The organism is Ensifer sp. ENS02, from assembly GCF_014851885.1.
Taxonomy (GTDB): Bacteria; Pseudomonadota; Alphaproteobacteria; order Rhizobiales; family Rhizobiaceae; genus Ensifer; species Ensifer adhaerens.
In genome coordinates, this window is sequence record NZ_JACVAO010000007.1 from 1 (window position 1) to 24541 (window position 24541).

At 62.8% G+C, this 24541-nt stretch carries 18 protein-coding genes; 14 read left to right on the forward strand and 4 right to left on the reverse strand.

All coding sequences use genetic code 11. From position 1 onward, the window contains the following. Positions 1–539: 539 nt before the first annotated feature. Positions 540–1484: a LysR family transcriptional regulator gene (locus tag IB262_RS15725; protein ID WP_192493689.1), complete on the reverse strand. Its 945-nt coding sequence runs from the start codon at positions 1482–1484 to the stop codon at positions 540–542. Between the two features lie 330 nt (positions 1485–1814). Here IB262_RS15725 and IB262_RS15730 point away from each other — a divergent pair, with 330 nt between their 5' ends. Both IB262_RS15730 and IB262_RS15735 read left to right on the forward strand, forming a co-directional pair. Next, positions 1815–3410, forward strand: a complete 1596-nt coding sequence (locus IB262_RS15730; protein WP_060582918.1) for a GMC family oxidoreductase N-terminal domain-containing protein — start codon at positions 1815–1817, stop codon at positions 3408–3410. Between the two features lie 196 nt (positions 3411–3606). Then, positions 3607–4656, forward strand: coding sequence for a Tim44 domain-containing protein (locus IB262_RS15735; protein WP_090295429.1), 1050 nt, complete (start codon positions 3607–3609; stop codon positions 4654–4656). A 75-nt stretch (positions 4657–4731) separates the two neighbouring features. On the opposite strand, the gene IB262_RS15740 is transcribed toward IB262_RS15735, so the two are convergent. Further along, entirely contained in the window at positions 4732–5661 is a 930-nt protein-coding gene (locus IB262_RS15740; protein WP_246802656.1) for a LysR substrate-binding domain-containing protein, read from the reverse strand. Positions 5662–5741: 80 nt separating this feature from the next. Here IB262_RS15740 and IB262_RS15745 point away from each other — a divergent pair, with 80 nt between their 5' ends. The 9 genes from IB262_RS15745 (at position 5742) to IB262_RS15785 (ending at position 14937) form a co-directional block, all read left to right on the forward strand. Next, positions 5742–6230, forward strand: a complete 489-nt coding sequence (locus IB262_RS15745; protein WP_192493690.1) for a DMT family transporter — start codon at positions 5742–5744, stop codon at positions 6228–6230. A gap of 257 nt (positions 6231–6487) precedes the next feature. Next, the gene (locus tag IB262_RS15750; RefSeq protein WP_112975136.1) at positions 6488–7693 is read left to right on the forward strand and encodes an MFS transporter; all 1206 of its coding nucleotides are present in this window, start codon (positions 6488–6490) and stop codon (positions 7691–7693) included. A 102-nt stretch (positions 7694–7795) separates the two neighbouring features. Continuing rightward, positions 7796–9274 carry an aldehyde dehydrogenase family protein gene (locus IB262_RS15755; RefSeq protein WP_112975137.1) on the forward strand — a complete coding sequence of 493 codons (1479 nt, stop codon included), beginning with the start codon at positions 7796–7798 and terminating at the stop codon, positions 9272–9274. 116 nt (positions 9275–9390) lie between these two features. Further along, complete coding sequence (gene ppk2 / locus IB262_RS15760; protein WP_060530005.1) at positions 9391–10311, forward strand: polyphosphate kinase 2; 921 nt, start codon at positions 9391–9393, stop codon at positions 10309–10311. A gap of 122 nt (positions 10312–10433) precedes the next feature. After that, complete coding sequence (locus IB262_RS15765; RefSeq protein WP_034802348.1) at positions 10434–11276, forward strand: MurR/RpiR family transcriptional regulator; 843 nt, start codon at positions 10434–10436, stop codon at positions 11274–11276. Positions 11277–11568: 292 nt separating this feature from the next. Then, entirely contained in the window at positions 11569–13032 is a 1464-nt protein-coding gene (locus tag IB262_RS15770; protein ID WP_034802351.1) for an MFS transporter, read from the forward strand. Then, entirely contained in the window at positions 13029–13688 is a 660-nt protein-coding gene (locus tag IB262_RS15775) for an aspartate/glutamate racemase family protein (protein ID WP_034802354.1), read from the forward strand. The genes IB262_RS15770 and IB262_RS15775 overlap by 4 nt, the downstream gene beginning before the upstream one ends. A 132-nt stretch (positions 13689–13820) precedes the next feature. After that, positions 13821–14411, forward strand: coding sequence for an ankyrin repeat domain-containing protein (locus IB262_RS15780; RefSeq protein WP_034802356.1), 591 nt, complete (start codon positions 13821–13823; stop codon positions 14409–14411). Positions 14412–14433: 22 nt separating this feature from the next. Next, entirely contained in the window at positions 14434–14937 is a 504-nt protein-coding gene (locus tag IB262_RS15785) for a YHS domain-containing (seleno)protein (RefSeq protein WP_051659626.1), read from the forward strand. A gap of 27 nt (positions 14938–14964) precedes the next feature. On the opposite strand, the gene IB262_RS15790 is transcribed toward IB262_RS15785, so the two are convergent. After that, complete coding sequence (locus IB262_RS15790) at positions 14965–17184, reverse strand: adenylate/guanylate cyclase domain-containing protein (protein ID WP_060611018.1); 2220 nt, start codon at positions 17182–17184, stop codon at positions 14965–14967. A 170-nt stretch (positions 17185–17354) separates the two neighbouring features. On the opposite strand from IB262_RS15790, the gene IB262_RS15795 reads away from it, so the two are divergent. The 3 genes from IB262_RS15795 to IB262_RS15805 are packed head-to-tail and all read left to right on the forward strand — an operon-like array spanning position 17355 to position 20675. After that, a complete protein-coding gene (locus IB262_RS15795; RefSeq protein ID WP_060521352.1) occupies positions 17355–18773 on the forward strand; it encodes a DUF1254 domain-containing protein in 1419 nt (472 codons plus the stop codon). A gap of 17 nt (positions 18774–18790) precedes the next feature. After that, a complete protein-coding gene (locus IB262_RS15800; protein WP_060521564.1) occupies positions 18791–19813 on the forward strand; it encodes a DUF1254 domain-containing protein in 1023 nt (340 codons plus the stop codon). Between the two features lie 34 nt (positions 19814–19847). Beyond that, on the forward strand, positions 19848–20675 hold the full coding sequence (locus IB262_RS15805) for an alpha/beta hydrolase (protein WP_060521353.1): 828 nt from the start codon (positions 19848–19850) through the stop codon (positions 20673–20675). A gap of 48 nt (positions 20676–20723) precedes the next feature. On the opposite strand, the gene metH is transcribed toward IB262_RS15805, so the two are convergent. Then, positions 20724–24494: a methionine synthase gene (metH, locus tag IB262_RS15810; protein WP_112975138.1), complete on the reverse strand. Its 3771-nt coding sequence runs from the start codon at positions 24492–24494 to the stop codon at positions 20724–20726. Positions 24495–24541 lie beyond the last annotated feature (47 nt).

The window sequence follows — 24541 nt, forward strand, 5'->3', positions numbered from 1 at the left end:
TGGCATTACGTCACGTTCTGAATCGACGAGAACTCACACCTTGTCTTCAATCAACAACAATCCAAAGATCGCCATCGAGAAAACAGGTGTAGTCTCTTGTTAAAACGTGACCGCCAAAGTCTCTTTCATAAGGAACCGAAGTTCCCCACGAGCTCCGCCGCCCACGTTTCTCTTTCTCTATATTCAATTGTCAAAAAACCGACGAACGCACCGTCCGTCAAACCGTTCCCACAAAGCCCAGAACTCTCGTCCCGAACCCCTCAATCAGCACCAAGCCAACCAGGAAACTCTAGAGCGAAGGTCGTCGTCGCCAGCAGCGCTGCCGCCCTCGTCAGTGATCGGGCTTATAGACCCCACACATCCGACACGTCAACAGCCACGTTCAAAAAAACTTCAAAAATCGACAACTCACTGAATTTACACAATAATTCCAGCTGTTGATAAACTAGGTCGATTTTGATCCGCGAGACCGCGGTCTTTCGGTCCGCAAATCACTGCCCTTGGTTGCAAGATCATATATCGCCACAATCAGGCAGGATTTAGGAGCGCGACAGGTGCCTAACGTCTGTGGTCGGCAGTGCCATTTCACGGGTGAAATGGCCGCGGTTTTCCCTGACGCTCTGCATCAGGAATTCGCGCACCGCCCTTACCCGCGGGACGGCAACCAGGTCTCTATGGCAAACCAGCCAGTAGGTGCGCTTGAGCTCGATCTCTTCCGGCAGAACGATCTCCAGGTCGTCTTCCTGCTGCGCGATGAAGTGTGGCAAGACGCAAAGGCCCAGCCCCTGCCGCACGGCCTTCGACTGCGTCAGGATGCTCGAACTCTGGAAATGGGCATGCAGGCCCGGCTGCAGCTCCCCCAGGTAATCGAGACCCGGCGCGAAGATCATGTCGTCGATGTATCCGACGAAGCGGTGTGCGGCGAGATCGTTGCGCCCGGTGATCGGCGGGTGCTTCGAGAGATAGCTGCGCGCGCCATAGACATGCAGCGTATAGGGCGTCAGCACCTCGGATTGGTAAGGCCCAGCCTTCGGCGCCGTCAGCGCCACCTGGATATCCGCCTCCTTGCGCGACAGAGACATGATCTGCTGGATCGCCAGCATCTCCAGGGAGACGTTCGGATAGCGCGCCGCAAAGTCCGCCAGCCGGTCGGCCAGAAAGAAGTTGCCGAAGCCTTCGAGTGTGCTGAGACGGACGACGCCGCGTTGCGCCGTCAGACCGTCATTGATGTCGAGCTGCAACTGTTCGGTCTCGCGCTCGATCCGCTCGGCGGTTTCGACGAAGCGCTGGCCCATGCCGGTCAAGATGTAGCCGCGCGGATTGCGCTCGAACAGCTTGACCTTGAGCGCGAATTCCAGCCTGTCGATGCGACGAGACACCGTGGCATGGCTGGTCCTCAAGCGCCGCGCCGCCGTCGACAGTTGCCCGGTGCGGGCCACCGCCAGAAAGAACTGCAGATCGTCCCAGGTGAAATTCGGATTCATGCTTACTCCCCGTCTGTCCGAAAATGAACAGATCCTGTTTTGCAATTTACGGTTCCGGACGCTTGCATCCAAGCGGTTTTTTCCCGATTGTACGCGTCAGAGCGGACATCTGAGGAGCATGTCTGGCCAAATATGAACAGACCGAAACGAACGCCCCGGCGGCCACCATCCGGCGCCGGAGTATTCCTGCGTTCGTTCGCGGCGGCTGACGGTTCAGGAAGAAGACAAGATGACGAAGCTCAAGAATGCGGCGCCGGGGCGCGGCTGAAGGAGCGATGTCGCCCGAACCCGGGATCTGAAGGGTCGCGCCGTACATATCGAGGGAGAACCATGGACATATACGACTTCATCGTCGTTGGGGCAGGTAGCGCCGGCTGCGTGCTTGCCAACCGCCTTTCGGAAAACCCGGGGCATCGCGTGCTGCTGCTCGAAGCCGGCGGCCGCGACAACTACCATTGGATCCACATTCCGGTCGGCTATCTCTATTGCATCAACAATCCGCGCACGGACTGGTGTTTCACGACCGCAGCGGAAGAGGGCCTGAACGGCCGTTCGCTCGGCTATCCCCGCGGCAAGGTGCTCGGCGGCTGCTCGTCGATCAACGGCATGATCTATATGCGCGGCCAGGCTGAGGACTACGACCACTGGCGCCAGCTCGGCTGTACCGGCTGGGGCTGGGACGACGTGCTGCCGCTCTTCAGGAAATCCGAGGACCACTATCGCGGTGCCAACGAGATGCACGGCGCCGGCGGCGAATGGCGGGTGGAAAAGGCGCGCGTGCGCTGGGACGTGCTCGACGCTTTTCAGAAGGCGGCAAGCGAAGCCGGCATTCCCGAGACGCCGGATTTCAACCGCGGCAGCAACGAAGGCTCCGGTTATTTCGATGTCAACCAGCGTTCCGGCATCCGCTGGAACACCGCAAAGGCATTCCTGCGCCCGGCGCAGAAGCGCGGCAACCTCACAGTTCTGACCAAGGCGCATGTGCGCAAGCTGATCATCGAGGGCGATCGCATCGCCGGCGTTGAATTCCAGCATGACGGCACAGTCAAGCGCGCCGGCGCAACCCGCGAAACTGTGCTCTCCGCCGGCGCGATCGGCTCACCCCATATCCTCGAACTCTCCGGCATCGGCCGTGGTGACGTGCTGCAGGCAAACGGCATCGAGCTTCGCCACGAACGCGCCGGCGTCGGCGAAAACCTGCAGGATCATCTGCAGCTGCGCATGGCCTACAAGGTCACCGGCGTGCCGACGCTCAACGAAAAGGCAAACTCGCTGTTCGGCAAGGCGTCGATCGGGCTCGAATATCTGCTGAAGCGTTCCGGGCCGATGGCAATGGCGCCGAGCCAGCTCGGCATCTTCACCCGCTCCGGACCGGAAAAGGAAACGCCGGATCTGCAGTATCACGTGCAGCCGGTGTCGCTCGACAAGTTCGGCGAGCCGGTTCATTCCTTCCCGGCAATCACCGCCAGCGTCTGCAATCTGCGCCCGGAAAGCCGCGGTTCGGTACATCTGAAGGGTCCGGATTTTGCCGCCGCACCGGACATCAGGCCGCGCTACCTGACGGCGGAGGCCGACCGCGATGTCGCGGTCAGCGCCATCCGGTTGACGCGGCAGATCGTCAAGCAACCCTCTTTCGCCCGCTTCAACCCGGTCGAGTTCAAGCCGGGCCCGTCCTACGAGACCGAGGAGGACCTGAAGCGCGCGGCCGGCGATATCGGCACGACGATCTTCCATCCGGTTGGGACCTGCCGCATGGGCGCCGATCCGGAGAGCGTCGTCGATCCGGAACTGCGCCTGCGCGGCCTGAAGGGATTGCGCATCGCCGACGCCTCGGTCATGCCGACGATCACCTCGGGCAACACCAATTCGCCGACGATCATGATCGCCGAAAAGGCGGCAACGATGATCCTGGCAGTCAATCGTTAGGCGTCAGCGGCAAGGGCGGGCTGCACTCGGGCGCCCGTCGAAGATGCTGATTCCATGCCGGATTCGGCCAGCTAGCGGTGTCGGATAACGGTAAACTGGCCGAAAAGCGACGCGAAAAGCTTAAATCTCAGGCGTTGAGCCCCTATATCAGGTCCTGATGGCTCGGTTTGAGCCCAAGCAAGATTTAGGGGTTGTGATGGCAATGCAGCGATTTGGGCGTTTTGGACGAACTCTGGCAATGATGGCGATCGGCATGGTCGTTGCGCTGACCGTTGTGGACGTCGCCGAAGCGCGGCGTTCGGGCGGCGGCTTCGGTAGCCGCGGCACCCGCACCTTCTCGCAGCCACCGGTCACCCGTACCGCGCCGACTAACGCGGCACCGATCGACCGTTCGATGACGCCGCGCCAGGACGCAGGCCCGGCCGCGACCAATCCGGCAGCCGGCCAGACGCGCCCGAACGCCACCCAGCCGAACGCCCGTCCGGGCTTCTTCAGCGGCTTCGGCGGTTCGCTGCTCGGTGGCCTGATGGTCGGCGGCCTCATCGGCATGCTGATGGGCGGCGGTTTCGGCGGTGCTGCCGGCTTCCTCGGCCTGATCGTGCAGATGCTCCTGATCGGTGGCCTGATCATGCTCGCCATGCGCTTCTTTAACCGCAACCGCCAGCAGACAGCCTATGCCGGCCCGTCCGAGCGCTCGTCGGGCCAGCAGCCATCGAACGGCATGCCGTCGTTCAAGATCCCGAGCATCGGCGGCGGCCAGGCAAGCGGTCAGGCGCAGGCTCGACCCCAGGCAGCCCCTCAGGCGGCGCCCGTCACCGACGGCCCGGCCGATGAAATCGGCGTCCAGGGGTCCGACCTCGAGCAGTTCGAAAAGATGCTGAAGGACGTGCAGGCGGCTTACGCCGCGGAAGACTACGGCACGCTGCGTCGCCTGACGACGCCGGAAGCCATGTCGTACCTAGCAGAAGAGCTCAGCGACAACGCCACGAGCGGCGTCAAGAACGATGTGCGCGACGTGCACCTCGTTCAGGGCGACGTCGCCGAAGCCTGGTCGGAAAACGGTACCGAATTTGCGACCGTCGCCATGCGTTACGAGAGCATCGACGTCATGCGCGACCGCACCACCGGCAAGGTGATCAGCGGCGATCCGGACAATCTGACGGAAGCCGTCGAGCTCTGGACTTTCGTGCGCAAGCCGGGTGCCGAATGGCAGGTTTCGGCGATCCAGGGCGTCAGCCACGACTGAAGCGCAGCAAAGCCTATAGAAAAAAGGCCCGGTCGGCATCGCCGCACCGGGCCTTTTCGTTTTCAGGCCGTCCAATCACACGGCCGCGGGGGCCCCAGTCGGCGGCGCGAGGATGCCGGTGATCAGATCCCGCAGCCAGCGATGGGCGGGGTCGCCGTCGCGCCGCCGGTGCCAGATCTGCCGGAAGGCGAAGGGCGGGATCGCGAAGGGTGGCGCGAAGATGGCGAGCGGCCCGATCTCCCCGTCGCGGGGCAGGATCCGGCGCGCAACCGTTAGCACGAGGTCGGTTCCCGGAACGAGACCCGGCGCCGCACTCCAATGAGGCAGGGCCAGCGCAATGCGGCGCTTGTGTCCAATAGCCGAAAGCGCAAGGTCGATCTCGTTGCCGGTATCGCCACGCAGGGAGACGAGAATATGCGGCCGCTGCAGATAGGCCGAAAGATCCATCGTCGTTTCGCCGCCGAGGCTCGCGCGATCGGCCAGGCAGGCGAAGTGCTCCTCGAACAGCAATGATGTCCTCAGATCCTCGGCAAGCGTCGGGAAAACCCCGAGCGCCAGATCGATTTCGCCGTCGACGGCCTGTGCCATCATCACTTCGCGGCTTGCCTGGCTTACGAGGAGATCGACGTTCGGCGCCTGCCGGCGCAGCACGGTCATCAGTTGCGGCAGCAGCACAAGCGCAGCGTAATCGGACATCGCCAGCCGGAAGACGTGGGGCTCGCGCGCCGGATCGAACGGCTGAGACCCCATGAGCAGACGCATATGCGCGAGCGCTTCGGCAAGCTGCGGCGCGATCTCCAGCGCCCGCACCGTCGGCTCGAGCTGGCCGCCATGGCGAACCAGCAAGGGATCGTCGAACAGAGCGCGCAACCGCGCCAGCGCATGGCTGACGGCAGGCTGGCTCTTGTTCAACCGCAGAGCCGCGCGCGAGACGTGGCGCTCCGCCAGGAGCGCGTCGAGCACCACGAGCAGGTTCAGGTCGATTGCGCCAAGATTATTCATCATACGAATATAGCACGTGAAAAATTGGAATTTCCATTCCCAAGATAGATGATGGAGGATCGCCGCAACAAAAAGGAAAAACAATGCCCAATCTCTCCTCCCTCCTGTTGCTTGCCGTGGCGATCTTCGCCGGCGCCGTCGTCCCCCTCCAGGCCGGCGCCAATGCCAACCTTGGCCGCCTCCTCGGCCATCCGCTCTGGGCGACGGTCGTCTCGCTCGGCGTCAGTCTCGCGCTCATCCTGCCGATGCTGATTGCCTTCCGGGCGCCGTTGCCCAGCCTGGCTGTGGCATTCAAGGGTCCGTGGTGGATCTGGATCGGCGGCCTCGCCGGCGTGATCTACATCACCGCGGCTCTCCTCCTTGCGCCGAAGCTCGGCGCGGCAAGCTTCATTGTCGCCGTCATCGCCGGCCAGATGGTCATTTCCATGTTGATCGATCACTACGGCCTGATGGGTTTCCCGCAAAGGCCGGTCAATGCGGCGCGGCTGACCGGCCTGTTCTTCATCGTCGGCGGCATGGTGATCACCCAGATCGCCAATGTCACGCCGGTCTTGGCCAACGCGCCGCGATAGCACAGAGCCGCATCTCGGCAGCGGCAGCCATGACGATCAAGGCTACCGCTTGTCACCTGAGAAGCACCCATGGTAAATGGCTGACCATGTCGAGCGAACCCCATTTGATGGCCTGATTTGCCCCGCAAGGCGGGGCTTGCATCTGTGAGCCCAGAACCGTCCGCCTCTTGCGCGGGCTTATCCTGTTCGCGTTCGATCTCATCAAACCTGCCCAATACAGCAGACCCGAGATCGATTGCGTCTCATCGGGCTCTCCTATGGACAAATCCAATCTTTGGGGCGTTGCCGCCTTCCGGCGCATCAGCCTCGTCCTCACCGTCGATTCCTTCTGCTCCTGGATGCTCGTCGCCGCGCTGCCGCTCGTCGCTGCAAGCCGCTTCGGCGCCGGTGCGGAACTGGTCGGCAGTCTTGCCTTGCGTCTGCTGCCGAGCCTCCTGCTTGCGCCGATCGTCGCCTCGCTGCTACGGCGCAGCGGCCCGCAGCTTCCGGTGCTGTGCTGCCTGTCGGTGACCGCCATCGCCATTCCCGGCCTTGCGTTCGCGCCGGACGCAATGACATTGCACATGATCGTCCTGGTCATCGGCGCTGCGGACGCGGTGGTCACGCCGGGTCTGTTGATGCTGCGCGCCGCCGTCGTTCCAGCCAGCCGCAACATGGAGGCCAACACCGCCTTCCAGGCGATCGACCGCTTCGCCAAGATTTTCGGTCCGCCGGCGGCGGGTCTGGCAGCTGCCTCCGCCTCGATCTTGACAACCCTTCTTGCGCTGTCCCTTGCCCAGATCGGGGCAGCCCTTCTGCTGGCGCTTCAACCACGCGACAAGCCGGTGCAAGAGAACGCGGCACCCTCGCACGCATCGGGCTTCGGACGGGAACCCCTTGCGATGTTTCGCGAGAATCCCTTGCTCTGGGCTTTGCTGCTCCCGGCCTTCGGCTACATGGTCTCGCTCGGGGCACTGCAGCCGTTCCTGTTCTGGCTCAATCGTGACCAGTTTCATCTCGGCCCGGCGATGTGGACCTTGCTTCTGGCGGCACAGGGCGCCGGCGCCCTGATTGGTGCCGTCGTCTCGCACCGATTGGCGGGGACTTTGACCAGTACGCAGGCGCTGCTTCGCGCCTATCTCCTCTCCAGCCTGCTCGAGGGCCTTTCGACCTTCGCGCTGATTTTTGCCCCCAATTCCCTGGTGGCCAGCGGACTGCTGATCGTCGGCGGCATACCGGAGATGATCGCTTTCGCCACCTACTTTACCCTTGTGCAACGCTGCCTGTCCCTGGAGCGCCAGGCAGTGTTTTACGCCGTGAGCTTGCCACTCATGGATGCCTGCTTGATCGCCGGCATCGTCTCGGGAGCCTTCTATACCAGCAATCTCGTGACCCTCGGGCAGTTCTGGCTCTTTGCCAGCGCCTGCGCCGTGCTTCCGGTTCTGCCGTTCCTCGCGTGGCGCGGGTCGGCGACCGACCGTTAGAACAGTGTCTCGCGGCAAAAAGATCAACGCCAGCCGTAACTTACGGCTGGCGTGTTTCACTTTGACTGGCCATACTCACACCGGGCTATAAAGGGGTATTGCATGCAGGACCGGTTGTTCATTGATGGCAAATGGGAAAAACCGCGGCGCGGCGGCACGCTCGACGTGATCGATCCGGCGACGGAGGAGATCATCCATCGTGCGCCTGCGGCAACCTACGAAGACGTGGACAGAGCCGCAAAAGCGGCCCGCATCGCCTTCGACAGCGGCCCCTGGCCAAAACTTTCGGGCAACGAGCGCGCCGCCTATCTGCGTGCAATCGCCGCCAAGATCGAGGAAAAGCGCCACTCGCTGGCCCGGCTCGAAGTCGCCGACAACGGCAAGCCGCTGCCGGAAGCATTGTGGGACATCGACGATGCCGCAGGCTGCTTCCGCTATTATGCCGGCCTCGCCGAGGAACTGGACACCAGCCCTGAGGAGGCGATCGCCGTCGGCGACAGCCGCTTCACGTCACGCGCCGTGCGCGAACCGCTCGGCGTCGTCGGCGCGATCACCCCGTGGAACTATCCGTTGCTGATGGTGTCGTGGAAGGTGGCTCCGGCGCTGGCCGCCGGCTGCACCATCGTGCTCAAACCGTCGGAGCTGACGCCACTGACAGCACTTGAGCTCGGCGTCATCGCCGAGGAAGTCGGGCTGCCGGCCGGCGTGCTCAACATCCTCACCGGCACCGGCCAGGACGCCGGCCAGCCGCTGACCGAGCATCCGCTGGTCGACAAGCTTGCCTTCACCGGCTCCGTCGTCACCGGCCGCAAGGTGATGATGGCCGGTGCCCAGGACATCAAGAATGTCAGCCTCGAACTCGGCGGCAAGTCGCCCTTCGTCGTCTTTGCCGACAGCGACATCGACAAGGCCGTCGAATGGATCATGTTCGGCATCTTCTGGAACCAGGGCCAGGTCTGCTCGGCGACCTCGCGCGTGCTCGTCGAGGAGACGATCTACGAGACTGTCATCAAGCGCCTCTGCGAGGAGGCAGCAAAAATCACCATCGGCAACGGCCTCGACGACGGCACGTTGCTCGGGCCGATCGTCTCGAAGGGTCAGTACGACAAGATCATGGGCGCGATCGACCGCGCCCGCCAGGACGGCGCCACGGTGGCTGCCGGCGGCGGCCGCCCGGCCGGCCTCAACAGCGGCTACTTCATCGAACCGACAGTGCTGACCGATATGCGCGAAGACAGTTACGTCTGGCGCGAGGAGATCTTTGGTCCGGTCGTCTGCGTCAAGCCGTTTGGCGAAGAGGCCGACGCGATCCGCATGGCCAACGACAGCCGCTTCGGTCTTGCAGCCGCCGTCATGTCGGCCGACAGGGACCGCTGCGAGCGCATCGCCCGCGCTTTTCGCGCTGGCATCGTCTGGATCAACTGCTCGCAGCCGACCTTCACCGAAGCACCCTGGGGTGGCTACAAGCAATCGGGCATCGGCCGTGAGCTCGGCCGCTGGGGCCTTTCCAATTATCTGGAGACCAAGCAGATCACCAGTTTCGACGCCGACGAGCCCTGGGGCTGGTACATCAAGGGATAGCGCCGATCGGGGCGTGGAGGTCAGCGTCAAATTCCCTTCATGCGGCTGTGAAATAAGCCGACTAACGATGGCATCACGCAAAGTTGTCGTCGAACACACGCAATCCGGAGGGTCAGATGAACAGGTCGAACGACGAGATCGAAACGCAGGACTGGCTGGAAGCGGAACTGGCCGACACGCTCGACGAGGACTACGAACTCGAGCTTTCCGAACCGGCGCTGTCGGAAGAGATCCGCAAGATCTACCGCAAGAACCACCCGCCTTCGATCCCGCGCATCGATTACTTCCGCTCGCTGCTGAAGTTGCAGTCGGAGTTGATCAAGCTTCAGGACTGGGTGGTCCATCACAAGGAAAAGGTGGTGGTGATCTTCGAAGGCCGCGATTCCGCTGGCAAGGGCGGCGTCATCAAGCGCATCACCCAGAGGCTTAATCCCCGCGTCGTGCGTGTCGTCGCGCTGCCGGCACCGTCCGACCGCGAAAAGACGCAATGGTATTTCCAGCGCTACGTGCCGCACCTGCCGGCCGGCGGCGAGATCGTGCTCTTCGACCGCTCCTGGTACAACCGCTCCGGCGTCGAGCGCGTCATGGGCTTCGCCACCGAGGACCAGGTCGAGCAGTTCTTCGACGACGTGCCGGAATTCGAGCGCATGCTGGTTCGCTCCGGCATCCGGCTGGTGAAGTACTGGTTCTCGATCACCGACGAGGAGCAGCAGATGCGCTTCCTGGTGCGCATTCACGACCCGTTGAAGCAGTGGAAGCTGTCGCCGATGGATCTGCAGTCGCGGGTGCGCTGGGAAGGTTACACCAAGGCCAAGGAGGAGACCTTCGCCCGAACCAACATCCCGGAAGCGCCCTGGCATATCGTCGAAGGCAACGACAAGAAGCGCGCCCGTCTGAACTGTATCGACCACCTGTTGAGGCAGATCCCCTACGAGGACGTGCCGCACGAGGAAATCTCCCTGCCGGAACGCGTCTTCAACCCGGACTACGAGCGCAAGGTTCTGCCGCCGGAACTCTACGTGCCGTCGAAATACTGACGCACGCGGGCAACTGCCCGCGTCTGCAGCCGTTGAAAGCGAGGCGGCATCCGCCCGCCTCGCTTGCAATATCCCCGTGAAAATCAGAGATTGCCGTGAAACGCCAGTTTCATGGACATCGCATGAGCCCGAAAGAACGTTCCTTCCTCACCCGTGTTCGCCAAGTGCTGCCGGAACTGCATCCGGCCGAGCGGCGGCTGGGCGACTTCCTCTGCGATTTTCCAGGCGAGGTCGCCAGCTACTCAGCCCAGGAACTGGCGGCGCTCGCACATGTGTCGAAGGCGACGGTCTCTCGCTTCATCCAGCGGCTCGGCTACGACAATTACGAAGAAGCGCGTCGGCATGCCCGCGCCGACAAGCAGACCGGTTCGCGCCTGTTCCTTGCAACCGCCACCGACAGCGGCGGCGAGCAGTCGCTCACGTCCCATGTGGCGCAGGGCGTGGCCAATATCGAAGCGACCTTTCTCGCCATTTCCGAAACCCAGGTGACGGCGGCGGCAACCGCCATCCTTGGCGCCCGCAAAGTCTGGGTCATCGGCTTTCGCGCCAGCCATTCCTTCGCCACCTATCTGCAATGGCAGATGACACAGGTGGTCGAGCACATCTCGGCCATTCCCGGCGGCGGCCAGACGCTCGGCGAACATCTGGTCAGCATCAACAACGACGACGTCGTCATCCTTTTCGGCCTGCGCCGGCGCGTCACGTTGATGGAACCGATCCTCGCGCAGCTCGAAAAATCGGGCGCAAGGCTGCTCTATATCACCGACGAAGGCGTTCCCTTCCTCAACCAGGCAGAATGGCATTTCCGCTGCCAGACGCTGGCGCCGGGGCCCCTGTTCAACCACGTCTCTGTGATGGCGCTCTGCCATCTGCTCACCACGCGTTGCATCGAAATCGCCGGTCCCGCCGGCCGAAACCGCCTGCGCGGCATCGAGGCGATCAACGACGCGCTCGACGAATTGTGAGCGCCGATTGGGCATTTGCCTGAAACGGCAGAACATTTTTCGAGCACAAGAAATCTGGGTTTCAACCGCCCGTTAGAGTGCAATCTGTCGCCAAGCTTTTGACGGCAAACGAGAAACTGTCGTTTCCCACCGAGTGGCACGAAATCTGCATTCCATAACCTGGGTTGCGAGCGGCCATTTCCTTTCGCAGCGCGTCATAGAATCTCCTATGAAACTCAGATTTCATCATGTAGATTTTATGAAACTGAGTTTTCACATTTTCACGTTGTTAAGCCATAAAGGGGAACGAACCATGGCAGCGGAAAATATGGTACCGTCCGGCAGGTCATCGCCGGTCATCAGACAGTTGGAATCAGCCTTCACCAAGATCGGCGTCACCGGCGCCCACAAGCAAATTCTCGCCCTCGTGCTCATCGGCTGCCTGTTCGACAGCTTCGAACAGAACACCATCGGCGTTGCCGGCCCGATCCTGAAAGAACATTGGGGCCTTACCGGCACCGACATCGGTTTCCTCAACACCATCACCTTCGGCAGCGCGGCGATCGGCCGCCTGCTTTCAGGCATCCTCGGCGACCGCTACGGCCGACGCGTGATGCTGACCATCAACCTCCTGCTCTTCACCATTGGCTCGGCCGCCTGCGCCATGGCGCCGAACTTCGCCACGCTCTGCTTTGCCCGTGCCATCGTCGGCTTCGGCGTCGGAGGCGAAATCTCGACGGCCGTTACCATGCTGTCGGAATTCTGCTCGCCGAAATTCCGCGGCACGGCGGCCGGCCTCGTCAATGTCGGCGCCGGCGGCTTCGGCAACTTCCTGGCGCCCGCCTTCGGCCTGATGATCTTCACCCTCTTCCCGGGTGAAAACAGCTGGCGCTGGCTCTTCGCCGCCCTCGCGCTCCCGGCCCTGCTCGTCGTCTTCTATCGCCGCTTCGTGCCGGAGACCCCGCGCTTCCTGGCTTCACAGGGCAAGATCGACGAAGCCAACAAGGTGCTCTCCATCCTTGCCTCCGGCTCGTTGCGCCCGCGCAATCTCAAGGTCCAGGAGTATCTGACCAAGGATCACCTGAAAGACGAAGAGCCGGCCAAGAGCGACTGGAAGGAACTCTTCCGCGCGCCCTTCATCGGCCGCACGATCCCCGTCGCCATCGCCATCCTGATGAGCTACGGCGCCCAGCTTTCGGTGCTGACGCTGATGCCGATCATCTTCGTCTCCATGGGCTATACGCTGCAGGGCAGCCTGCTCTACAGCATGATCATCCAGAGCGGCAGCGTGCTTGGTGCCATCGCCGCCTCGATGTTCGGCTACTACTTCCCGCGCAAGAAGGTGCTGACGCTCGGCGCCGTGTTCGCCTGCCTCGCGGCGGTCTCGATCGCCTATCTCGGCACCAACATCTATCTGGTGCTGATGTTCGGCGCGATCTTCCAGTTCTTCGTGCTGCTGCTCAACACCTCGATCTGGATCTATGCGCCCGAACTCTTTCCGACCCGCATCCGCGCCTTCGGCGTGGCGCTGATCCTGGCAACCGGTTCGGCCGCGGGTTCCTTCGTCCCCACCATCGCCGGCGCCCTCTTCGACGTCTACGGCATGGTCGGTGTCTTCGGGCTTGCCGCCGGCATGTATGCGGTCTTTGCCTTCTGCATCCAGCTCGGCCCCGAAACCTACGGCATGTCGATGGAAGACCTCACCCAGCCTGCCGATGCCGACCTGGCAAAGGCTGACACTTCTGAAATCAAAGTCGGCGTGGAACTGAGAACGTGAGCGCACATATCCTTCTGATCAACCCGAACAGTTCGCGTGCCACCAGCGACATGATGGTCGCCATCGCACGCCGGGCAGCATCAGGACGCATGGCCGTGGCAGTCGCCACGGCCATGCGGAACCCGCCGATGATCGTCACACCGGAGCAGCTGGACGCATCCGCTGCCGAGGTCGTCGAGATCGGCGAAAAGCATGAGGTCGGATGCCTCGGCATCGTCGTCAGCGCCTTCGGCGATCCCGGCCTTGCCGCGCTCAAGCACCGGCTCGATATCCCCGTCATCGGAATCTGTGAGGCCTCGATGATCGAGGCCTCACAGGGCGGCCGCAAATTCGGCGTCGCCACCACGACGCCGGAACTGATCCAGGCGATCGACGACCGCGCCCGCGATCTCGGCGTCTGGGAACAATATACCGGCATCCGTTGCACTTCGGGTGATCCGCTGGCGCTTTCCGCCCACCCGGATCGGCTGCTTTCGGCTCTCGGCGAGGCGGTCCGCCAATGCATCGAGCTCGACGGCGCCGAGGCCGTCATCATCGGCGGCGGCCCGCTCGGCCAGGCGGCCGACGAGCTCCAGCCGATGTTTTCGACGCCGATTATCGCCCCCATCCCGAGCGCAATCGGCCGCATGCTCGACCTGATGCAGGTCGCCGCCTGACAGGCATTCCTCATCGCAGACACCCAAAAGGAGTATGGATCGGGCGGCGCTAATGCCTGTTTCCGCCGGCCGCCCTGTGGTATTTTCGCCCTTCCTAATTGGCGAGACCGAAGCTGGGGCGGAGGTTACGCGATGAAATCTCTCTTTGCTTCGCTAGTCGCGGTGGCGTTCTTCGCCGCGGCGGCGAACGCGGGTCCTTTGCATGACGCTGCACGGGACGGCGACACGGAACGCGTCAAACAGTTGCTCGATCAGGGAACCGACATAACCGAGCCGGATGCGGCCGGTGAACCGGCGCTGTTGATTGCCGCTCTCAAGGGTCGCGCCGAGGTCGTCGCCCTTCTCATCGACCGCGGCAACGACATCGAGATCCGCAATAAGGGCGGTCTCACCGCGCTTCACGCCGCGGCCTATGGCGGCAATCTCGAAACCGTCAAACTACTCGTCGCCAAGGGCGCGGCGGTCAACGACGTCGCCAACTTCTACAAGATGTCGCCGCTGCATGCGGCGGCCGAAGAAGGCCACGCCGAAGTGGTCGCCTTCCTGCTTGCCAACAAGGCAGACATCGAAGCCAAGGAGCGCAACGGCTATACGCCGCTCACCCAGGCCGGCTGGCGGTCCTATTGGCCGGCCGCCGAACTTCTGTTGAAGGCCGGCGCCACCTGCCAGAAGGCCGAGCTTGTCGGCGAATGGCTCTACGGCGAATGCACGAAGCGTCAATAGATCCGGAAACGGAGGAAACGGCATGTCTCGACACTCCATACGATTTATAATCGCGGCGACAGCGGCGTTCCTTGCGCCGGCCGTCCCGTCACTGGCAGAAGAGCCCGTGAACACCGGCTACTTTGGCGACGTGGCGATCAAGGGTTACGACCCGGTCGCCTATTTCACCGAGAACAAGGCTGTCGAAGGATCACCCGAATTCAGCTATCGCTGGCTCGGCGCCACCTGGCAGTTTGCCAGCGCCGAACACCGTGACCAGTTCATCAAGGAGCCCACCCGCTATGCGCCGCAATATGGCGGCTACTGTGCCGATGGCGTCTCCTTCGGCACGGTCACGACCAACATCGATCCCAAGGCCTGGCGCATCATCAAGGACAAGCTCTATCTCAGCTACGATCCGGGCGCAGCCGACGGACTGGTGAAGAACCCGAACAAGGTGGTCGATTCGCGCAAGCACTGGTCCGAGGTCGAGCAGACGTTGCTCACCGAGAAGGCGAACATCAACTGGACGCAGCCCCGGCCCTGAAGGCCGGCGGCTCGGCGATGACAACCGTCACTTCTCGATCGAGAAGAACTTCAGCGACTGCGGCGTGACATTGATGTAGTCCGCCGTGCGCTCGCCCTTTGCCGTATTGCGGTAGACATAGCCGCAGACCATGCGGTCGAGAAAATAGCCGTCATATTTTTCGCAGAGCTGGTTGCCCTTCACTTCAATCCGACCGGTGATGTTGGTGTTGCTGGTGCGATAGGCGGTGTTGCCGTCCTTGTCGAAGAACTGGGCAAAGCCCGTGCCGTTCTTGTGCACGCCGACCCAGGTCTTGTCGGTGGTCAGTTGTTTCAGCTCGGCCGGGCCGAGCCGGTCGCTGGCGGCGCCGACGAAGCCGAAGGGCCATTCCGGAATACCGGCGACGCGAAGGCCGAAGAGGTGGCGATAGAGATCCTCTTCGCGCCAGTAGTCGTAGAGATAGCCGTAGTAGCTCAGGTTCGTGTCCGGGAAGAGCTTCAACAGCTCGGCCGCTTCGGCGGCCGCACTCTGCTGGTCGCCGCGCTGGGCATAGGCCGACGCCAGATACTCCCGCACAGCCTCCGCCTTTGGCAAGGATGCGCCGGCCGCTTCGATCAGGGGGATCGCCTTCTCAAGGTGACGCGTCGTGTAATAGACGATGCCCGAAAGCAGCTGCAGGCTCGAAGATGGCGACGGATCAAGCCTCAGCGCCCGCTCGATATCGTCGAGCGCCTGCTCGTGTTCACCGGTCTGGGCCAGTATCAGCGCCAGATTGGCGAGCGCCTCGGCATCCCCCGGCTGCGCCGAGACAGCTCGAAGCGCCGATTCCTTTGCCTCAAGGGGACGGCCGTCCACCAGCTGCAGCAGCGCCAGCACGGTATGGGCGCGGGCGTTGTTGGCGTCGAGCTTCAGGGCCTGTCCCGCCGCATCATAGGCGATCTTGCGCGCCACGGCCGCGGACCAGAGATAGTTGTAGTCGTTGCGCCAGACGTCGACGGCGACCCGGGCGATACCGGCATGCGCATCGGCGAACTTCGGATCGAGATCGATCGCCCGCTGATAATAGGAAAGCGTCTGGCGATAGGTGTCGACGTCGCGCCAGATCAAGCCCTGCTGCTCGGCGCGCATGTAGTTGTCGTAGGCCTCGAGATTGTCCGTCGGAATGCGCGCCAGCTGGTCGCGTTCGCCCTCGCTGAGCTTGACCTCGAGCGCTGCGATGATCTTGCCGATCACGTCGTCCTGAACCGCAAAGAGGTCGGCGTATTGCCGATCGTAACGCTCGGCCCAGAGCGAAAGACCGCTCATCGCATCGATCAGCTTGACGTTGATGCGCAACCGCTGGTCCGCCCGCTGCAGCGTGCCCTCCAGCACATAGTGTACGCCAAGTTCGGCGGCCACGTCCTGGATCTTGTCGGTACTGCCCTTCAGCGCGAACACCGAATGGCGCGCGATGACAAAGAGGCCGGACACTTTCGAGAGTTCTGTGATGAGATCGTCCGTCAGCCCCTCGGCCAAATGGTCGTGATCGCTGTCGCCGCTGACATTGATGAAGGGCAGCACGGCAACCGAAGGCTGGTCCGGCAGCGGATAGGCGAAGCGCTGCGCCATCCCCTCCTGCCCGATCCACGTCCACGGCTGCCACCAGGCGACCGCAGTCGACAGCGCAATCGCGACGAGACCAACGACCGATCCCTTCACCCAGGCCGCATTGCGTCGAGGCTTCTCGACAACCGTCCTGCCGGCGGCCCCCGGATCGAGGAGGACCCGGTAAACCCGGATCGGCTCGGCAAGCCCCTTGACCGTCTGTTGACCCAGGGACGCAAATCCGACTTTCAGCTTGGAGCTGACCTGGTCGTAAGCCGTGCCGGAGATCGCAATACCACCCGGCTCGGCAAGTCCCTGGACCCGATCGGCGATGTTGACGCCGTCGCCATGGATGTCGTCACCCTCGACGATGATGTCGCCAAGATTGATGCCGATGCGGAAGTCCAGCCTCTCGCCATTTGGCGCCTTGTCGGCTTCCGCCTCCGCCTTGCGCCGCTGGATCTCGACTGCGCATTGGGTCGCGTCGACAACGCTGCGGAATTCGACGAGCAGGCCATCGCCCATCGTCTTCACCAGACGCCCGTGATGCTCGCGGAAAAGCGGCTCGAGAATATCGCCGAGATCCGACTGGAATCGCAAGCGCGTCCCTTCCTCGTCCAGCCGGCTCAAGCGGCTGTAACCGACGACATCCGCGATCAGGACGGCTGCGAGACGGCGCTCCATCGACGGGCTCTCAACGTGCGATGTACTCCAGCGGCAATGGTACCGCAGCTTGGCGGGCGGCGCCATCGGCACGCATGGATGAGACGCGTCGACCAGGCCGTAACCGTTACGTACTTGCAGGACCTCGCTGAAGTGCCACGATTACAGGCGATCATCCGAAGGAAGCTGCCATGCTCAAACGACGGTCTCTGCTGGTGCTCGGCGCTCTTGCCACGGCACTTCCCGCACTCAAGTTGACGAGCGCGAGGGCTGCCGATGCAGGCCTCTCTGCGGACGAGGCGCGCGCCATTGCCAAGGACGCCTATATCTACGGTTTCCCGCTGGTCGACAGCTACAGGGTGCAGCATTCCTATTTCGTCGATCACGGCAATCCCGAGTTCAAGAGCGGCTGGAATACGCTCAACAATACCGCGCGGGTCTATACGCCTGACGACAAGGCGATCCAGACGCCAAATTCCGATACGCCCTACTCCTTCCTGGGCGCGGACCTGCGCGCCGAGCCGCTGGTCCTGACCGTGCCGGCGGTCGAGAGGGAGCGCTACTACTCGCTCCAGTTCGTCGACATGTACACGTTCAATTTCGCCTATGTCGGAAGTCGCGCCACCGGCAACGAGGCTGGCACCTTCCTGCTGGCGGGACCGGGCTGGAAGGGTGAAACCCCGCCCGGGATCAAGGCGGTGATCCGGTCGGAAACGGAATTCGCTTTCGTGCTTTACCGCACGCAGATGTTTGATCCCGCCGACATCGAGAACGTCAAGAAGATCCAGGCGGGCTACAGGGTCGAGCTGCTGTCGAGCTTCCTTGGTCAGCCGGCTCCGGCACCGGCCGCGGCCGTCGATTTTATCACCCCGTTGAGCGCGGCTGACGAAAAGACCTCGCCTGACTTCTACAGGGTCCTGAATTTTATCCTGCATTACTGCCCGACGCACCCGTCCGAAACGGCGCTGATGCAGCGTTTCGCCGATCTGAACATCGGTGCGGGCAAGACGTTCGACATCACGGCTTTCTCGCCGGAGATCCAGAAGGCGATCACTGACGGCATGGCGGACGCCTGGGCGGCGTTCAAGGAACACAAGGAAACCGAAATCGACACCGGCAAGGCTTCGAGTGCCGACGCGTTCGGCACGCGGGAGTTCCTGAAGAACGACTATATGCAGCGCATGTCCGGCGCGGTTCTCGGTATCTACGGCAACTCGAAGGACGAAGCTCTCTATCCCGCCTATTTCGTCGATGACCAGAAGAAGCCGCTGACCGGGTCGGGCCACTACACCTTGCGCTTCGAACCCGAGCAACTGCCGCCGGTCAACGCCTTCTGGTCGCTGACCCTCTACGAACTGCCGTCGAGCCTGCTCTACGCCAATCCGCTTAACCGCTATCTCATCAACTCGCCGATGCTACCGAACCTGCAAAAGGACGCCGATGGCGGCGTGACGCTCTACGTCCAGCACGAGAGCCCTGGGCCTGACAAGGAAGCAAACTGGCTGCCGGCGCCGAGCGGCCCGTTCTTCACCGCCATGCGGCTCTACTGGCCAAAGCCGGACGCATTGGACGGAAAATGGAAAGCGCCGCCGATGCGGCGCGCCAACTGATCAACGAGGATTTGAATATGAAACACTATCGTTCGTTCCTCATTGCCAGTGCACTGGCGATGGCTGCCGCAACCCAGGCAAGCGCCGCCGACCCCGTAACCGTCGGTGTCGACAACTTCGTTCGTGCCGAGAGCGACATGTACCTCGCCTCCATGGTCAAGGACGGCGCCTTCGGCAAATTCGTGCATCGGCGCGAACCGGCTTCGATCGACAATCAGACCGTCATTCGCCTCAACCGCGATACGCTCTATTCATCGGCCGTGTTCGATCTCGACGCGGGCCCGGTTACGGTCACCATGCCGGACGCGGGAAAACGCTTCATGTCGCTGCAGGTGGTCAATGAGGACCACTATGTGCCGGAGGTCGTCTACGGCGCCGGAGAGGTGACGTTGACCAAGGAAAAGGTCGGCACGCGCTACGCCGTTGTCGGCGTCCGCACCCTGGTCGATCCGACCGACCAGAAGGATATCGCCGAAGTCCACGCCCTGCAGGATGCGATCAAGGTGACCCAGGAGAAGGAAGGCACGTTCGAAATCCCGGCCTGGGACCCGGCCAGCCAGAAGAAGGTGCGCGAAGCCCTGCTTGCGCTCGGCGCCACCATGCCGGACTTCAAGAAGGCCTTCGGCACCAAGGCCGACGTCGACCCGATCCGCCATCTGATCGGCACCGCGACCGGCTGGGGCGGCAACCCCGACAAGGACGCGTCCTATCTCAACGTCACGCCCGCCAAGAACGACGGCAAGACCATCTACAAGCTCGACGTCAAGGACGTACCGGTCGATGCCTTCTGGTCGGTCAGCGTCTACGACGCGCAAGGCTTCTACGAAAAGAACGCCTACAATGCCTACGCGATCAACAATATCACCGCCAAGAAGGGCGACGATGGCAGCGTCTCGATCCAGTTCGGCGGCTGCGACGGCAAGATCGCCAACTGCCTGCCCGTGGTCGACGGCTGGAACTATACGGTGCGGCTCTACCGGCCGCGCAAGGAAATCCTCGACGGAACCTGGCACTTTCCCGAGCCGCAGCCGGTAAACTAGGCGTGCCGCGAATTTGGCAGCGGAGGCCGCATGCATGGAACACAGCGATGACAACCTTGCGGCCTTCGCCGAGCATGGCGCAACGCCCCTGCCCGCAGCAACGGGTGAAGGCCGTGTCGAGCGTGACGGCGCACGAATCTGGTATGCGACCTATGGATCGGGCGAACCGGTTATCCTCTTGCACGGCGGCCTTGGCCACAGCGGCAACTGGGGCTTTCAAGTCCCGGCCCTGCTCGACACTGGCCACCGCGTCATCCTGATCGACAGCCGCGGCCATGGCCGCAGCACCCGCGACCGAAAGCCCTACACCTACGAACTGATGGCGGCGGACGTGCTTGCGGTGATGGACAGGCTGGATATTCAGAAGGCCGCCTTTGCCGGCTGGAGCGATGGCGCCTGCATCGCGCTTATCCTCGCCTCACAGACGCCGGAACGCGTCAGCGGCGTCTTCTTCTTCGCCTGCAACATGGACCCGAGCGGAACGAAGGACATCGAGCCGAGCCCGGTGCTCGACCGTTGCTTCAGCCGTCATGCCGAAGACTACCGCGCGCTGTCGGCGACGCCCGACGATTTCAGCACCTTCGTCGACGCCGTCAGCGAAATGCAGAGAACCGAGCCGAACTACACGGCGGAAGATCTCGGCAAGATCCGCGTGCCGGTCGTGATCGTCCAAAGCGAAAACGACGAGTTCATCAAACACGAGCATGCTGACCATCTCGCCCGCAGCATTCCCGGCGCCGCGTTCATCCTTCTCGATGGCGTCAGCCACTTCGCCCCGCTGCAGCGGCCCGACCGCTTCAATGCCGCGCTCACGGCTTTCCTTGTCGCACTCGAAGACGAGCCCAAAGGCGACGCGCAATGACGGCATTGACGAGCCCTTGTCGGCTCGTCATCTCGCCCTCAGGCGACGCTACTCGGCCGCTTCGGTCTCAGGCATCGGCACGTAGTTGAGGATCGGCGACAGCCAGCGCTCGACCTCGCGCACCGGCATGCGTTTACGTGTCGCATAGTCCTCGACCTGGTCGCGCTCGACCTTGGCGACACCGAAGTAATAGGCTTCGGGATGGCCGATATAGAGGCCGGAAACCGACGAACCCGGCCACATCGCATAGCTCTCGGTGAGGCTGACGCCGATCGTTGCTTCTGCGTCAAGCAGCCGGAAGAGCGTTGCCTTTTCCGTGTGATCGGGCTGGGCCGGATAACCCGGCGCCGGGCGGATGCCGGCATAGGGCTCCCCAATCAGCTCCACGGGCGTAAACGTCTCGTCCGCCGCATAACCCCAGAGTTCGGTGCGCACATATTCATGCATGCGCTCGGCAAAGGCCTCGGCGAAACGATCGGCCAGCGCCTTGACCATAATCGAGGAGTAATCGTCGTTGGCGCGCTCGAAGCGCTCGGCGATCGCCACTTCCTCGATGCCGGCTGTGACAACGAAACCGCCGACATAGTCGTTGGAGCCGCTATCAACAGGCGCGACGAAGTCGGAAAGGGCGACGTTCGCACGGCCATCGCGCTTGCTGAGTTGCTGGCGCAGCGTGAAGAAGGTCGCAAGTTCAGCGGCCCGATCCTCTCCGGTAAAGAGCCGGATATCGTCGCCGACCGTGCCTGCCGGCCAGAAGCCGACAACCGCCTTCGGCGCAAACCACTTCTCCTCGATGATCTTTTTCAGCATCGCCTGCGCGTCGTCGAACAACTGGCGGGCAGCCGCACCTTGCGCCTCGTCGTCGAGGATCTTCGGATAGACGCCCTTCAGCTCCCAGGTCTGGAAGAACGGCGTCCAGTCGATGTAGCGGGCAAGCTCCGCCAGATCCCAGCTTTCGAACACGCGCGTGCCGAGGAACGAGGGCGTCTTGGCCTGATAATTCGACCAGTCAACCCGATGCTGATTGGCACGTGCCTGCGACAGGGGCAGCCGGCGCTTTTCCGCCTCGTTGCGCGCATGCGCGTCGGCGACCTTGCGATACTCCGCCCGAACCGTCTCCATGTAATTGTCGCGCGCTTCGGGCGAGAGCAAGCTCGATACGACGCCGACGGCGCGGCTGGCATCGGTCACGTAGACCGTCTGGCCGCGATCGTAGCGCGGATTGATCTTGACGGCGGTGTGCACGCGGCTGGTGGTCGCGCCGCCGATCAGCAGCGGTACGTCGAAGCCTTCGCGCTCAAGTTCCGAGGCGACATGCACCATTTCATCCAGTGAGGGCGTGATCAGGCCAGAGAGACCGATGATGTCGACCTTCTGCTCGCGCGCCACTTCGAGGATCTTCGCCGAGGGCACCATGACGCCGAGATCGATGATCTCGTAATTGTTGCAGGCCAACACGACGCCGACGATGTTCTTGCCGATGTCGTGCACGTCGCCCTTGACCGTCGCCATCAGGATCTTGCCGGCGCTTTCGCGCGCCTCGCCGCCATTGGCGAGCTTTTCTGCCTCCATGTGCGGCAAGAGCACGGCGACCGCCTGCTTCATAACGCGTGCGGATTTGACCACCTGCGGCAGGAACATCTTGCCGGAACCGAAGAGGTCGCCGACGACGTTCATGCCGGCCATCAGCGGGCCCTCGATGACATGCAGCGGCCGCGCTGCCTCAAGCCGAGCCTCCTCGGTATCAGCCTCGATGTATTCGGTGATGCCGTTGACCAGCGCATGTTCGAGGCGCTTTGCCACCGACCATTCGCGCCAGGAAAGATCCTTCTCGCGGCCCTGCGAGCCGCCCTGTCCGCGATAGCGCTCAGCGATCTCCAGCATGCGCTCGGTCGAATCGGCGCGGCGGTTGAGCACCACGTCCTCGCAGGCCTCGCGCAGATCGGCATCGATGGCGTCATAGACGGCGAGCTGGCCGGCGTTGACGATGCCCATGTCCATGCCCGCCTGGATGGCGTGGTAGAGGAACACCGCGTGCATTGCCTCGCGCACCGGCTCGTTGCCGCGGAACGAGAAGGAGAGGTTGGAGACGCCGCCCGACACATGCACGTGCGGCAGGGTCTTGATGATCTCGCGCGTCGCCTCGATGAAGTCGACACCGTAGTTGTTGTGTTCCTCGATGCCCGTCGCCACGGCGAAGATGTTCGGATCGAAGATTATGTCTTCGGGCGGGAAGCCCGCCTGTTCCGTCAGGAGCTTGTAGGCGCGTGTGCAGATCTCGATCTTGCGCGCCTGGGTGTCGGCCTGGCCGACCTCGTCGAAGGCCATGATGACGACGGCGGCACCGTAGGCGCGGCAAAGCCTGGCATGGTGCAGGAACGCCTCTTCGCCTTCCTTCATCGAGATGGAATTGACCAGCGGCTTGCCCTGAACGCATTTCAGGCCCGCCTCGATCACTTCCCACTTCGACGAATCGATCATCACGGGAACGCGGGCGATATCGGGTTCGGAGGCGACGAGGTTCAAGAACTCGATCATCGCCTGCTTCGAATCGATCAGGCCCTCGTCCATGTTGATGTCGATGATCTGGGCGCCGTTCGCCACCTGGTCGCGCGCGACGTCGAGAGCGGCCGAATAATCGCCGGCAGTGATCAGCTTGCGGAACTTCGCCGAGCCGGTGACGTTGGTGCGCTCGCCGACGTTGACGAAGGGAATGTCGGAGGTGAGCGTGAAGGGCTCCAGCCCGGAGAGCCGCATCAGCGGCTCGACCTTGGGGATCTCGCGCGGCGGATGCTTGGCAACGGCCTTGGCGATCGCGCTGATATGGGCCGGCGTCGAGCCGCAGCAGCCGCCGACAATGTTGAGCAGCCCGTCGCGCGCAAAGGCTTCCACCTGGGCGGCCATCTGCTCCGGCGTTTCGTCGTACTGGCCGAACTCGTTCGGCAGGCCGGCATTGGGATAGGCGCAGACGAAGGTATCGGCAACGCTTGAAAGTTCGTCGATATGGGCGCGCATGGCATTGGCGCCGAGCGCGCAGTTGAGCCCGATGGTGAAAGGCTCGGCATGGCGCACCGAGTGCCAGAAGGCCGTCGGCGTCTGCCCGGACAGGGTGCGGCCCGAGAGGTCGGTGATCGTGCCGGAGATCATGACGGGCAGGTCGATACCCTTCTCCGCAAAGACTTCCTTGGTCGCGAAGATCGCCGCCTTGGCGTTCAGCGTATCGAAGATCGTCTCGATCAGAATGATGTCGGCGCCGCCGTCGATCAGACCGCGGATCTGTTCGGCATAGGCGATTCGCAAATCGTCGAAGGTGACGGCGCGATAACCGGGATTGTTGACGTCGGGCGAAATCGACGCCGTGCGGTTCGTCGGCCCGAGCGCGCCGGCGACGAAACGGCGGCGACCGTCTGCGGCTTCGGCCCGCTTGGCCGCGCGCCGAGCCACTCGGGCACCATCGCGGTTGAGATCATAGACCATGTCTTCCATGCCGTAATCGGCCTGGGCGATGCGGGTCGAGGAGAACGTGTTGGTTTCAAGGATATCCGCGCCGGCGATGGCATAGGCGTAATGGATGTCCTCGATCGCCTTCGGCTGGGTCAGCGTCAGAAGGTCGTTGTTGCCCTGTTGATGACAGGCGCAGCCGCCAAATCGGTCGCCGCGGAAATGCTGCTCGACAAAGCCGAGCTGCTGGATCTCCGTGCCCATCGCGCCATCCATGATCAGGATGCGTTCGCGCGCGACCTGGGCCAGCGCCCGCTTGATCTCGGAGCCATCCGGCTTGCAGGAAACATCGCCGAAAAGGGCGTCGATGGCGGACATGGGAAATCTCCCGTTCTGAAAACGACAAACACTAAGGCAAGTCAATC

What these genes read in the sequence shown, in the direction of transcription:
- IB262_RS15725 (WP_192493689.1), bottom strand. Translation starts at nt 1,484, where the DNA reads ATGAATCCGAATTTCACCTGGGACGATCTGCAGTTCTTTCTGGCGGTG.
- IB262_RS15730 (WP_060582918.1), top strand. Translation starts at nt 1,815, where the DNA reads ATGGACATATACGACTTCATCGTCGTTGGGGCAGGTAGCGCCGGCTGC.
- IB262_RS15735 (WP_090295429.1), top strand. Translation starts at nt 3,607, where the DNA reads ATGGCAATGCAGCGATTTGGGCGTTTTGGACGAACTCTGGCAATGATG.
- IB262_RS15740 (WP_246802656.1), bottom strand. Translation starts at nt 5,661, where the DNA reads ATGATGAATAATCTTGGCGCAATCGACCTGAACCTGCTCGTGGTGCTC.
- IB262_RS15745 (WP_192493690.1), top strand. Translation starts at nt 5,742, where the DNA reads ATGCCCAATCTCTCCTCCCTCCTGTTGCTTGCCGTGGCGATCTTCGCC.
- IB262_RS15750 (WP_112975136.1), top strand. Translation starts at nt 6,488, where the DNA reads ATGGACAAATCCAATCTTTGGGGCGTTGCCGCCTTCCGGCGCATCAGC.
- IB262_RS15755 (WP_112975137.1), top strand. Translation starts at nt 7,796, where the DNA reads ATGCAGGACCGGTTGTTCATTGATGGCAAATGGGAAAAACCGCGGCGC.
- ppk2 (WP_060530005.1), top strand. Translation starts at nt 9,391, where the DNA reads ATGAACAGGTCGAACGACGAGATCGAAACGCAGGACTGGCTGGAAGCG.
- IB262_RS15765 (WP_034802348.1), top strand. Translation starts at nt 10,434, where the DNA reads ATGAGCCCGAAAGAACGTTCCTTCCTCACCCGTGTTCGCCAAGTGCTG.
- IB262_RS15770 (WP_034802351.1), top strand. Translation starts at nt 11,569, where the DNA reads ATGGCAGCGGAAAATATGGTACCGTCCGGCAGGTCATCGCCGGTCATC.
- IB262_RS15780 (WP_034802356.1), top strand. Translation starts at nt 13,821, where the DNA reads ATGAAATCTCTCTTTGCTTCGCTAGTCGCGGTGGCGTTCTTCGCCGCG.
- IB262_RS15785 (WP_051659626.1), top strand. Translation starts at nt 14,434, where the DNA reads ATGTCTCGACACTCCATACGATTTATAATCGCGGCGACAGCGGCGTTC.
- IB262_RS15790 (WP_060611018.1), bottom strand. Translation starts at nt 17,184, where the DNA reads ATGGAGCGCCGTCTCGCAGCCGTCCTGATCGCGGATGTCGTCGGTTAC.
- IB262_RS15795 (WP_060521352.1), top strand. Translation starts at nt 17,355, where the DNA reads ATGCTCAAACGACGGTCTCTGCTGGTGCTCGGCGCTCTTGCCACGGCA.
- IB262_RS15800 (WP_060521564.1), top strand. Translation starts at nt 18,791, where the DNA reads ATGAAACACTATCGTTCGTTCCTCATTGCCAGTGCACTGGCGATGGCT.
- IB262_RS15805 (WP_060521353.1), top strand. Translation starts at nt 19,848, where the DNA reads ATGGAACACAGCGATGACAACCTTGCGGCCTTCGCCGAGCATGGCGCA.
- metH (WP_112975138.1), bottom strand. Translation starts at nt 24,494, where the DNA reads ATGTCCGCCATCGACGCCCTTTTCGGCGATGTTTCCTGCAAGCCGGAT.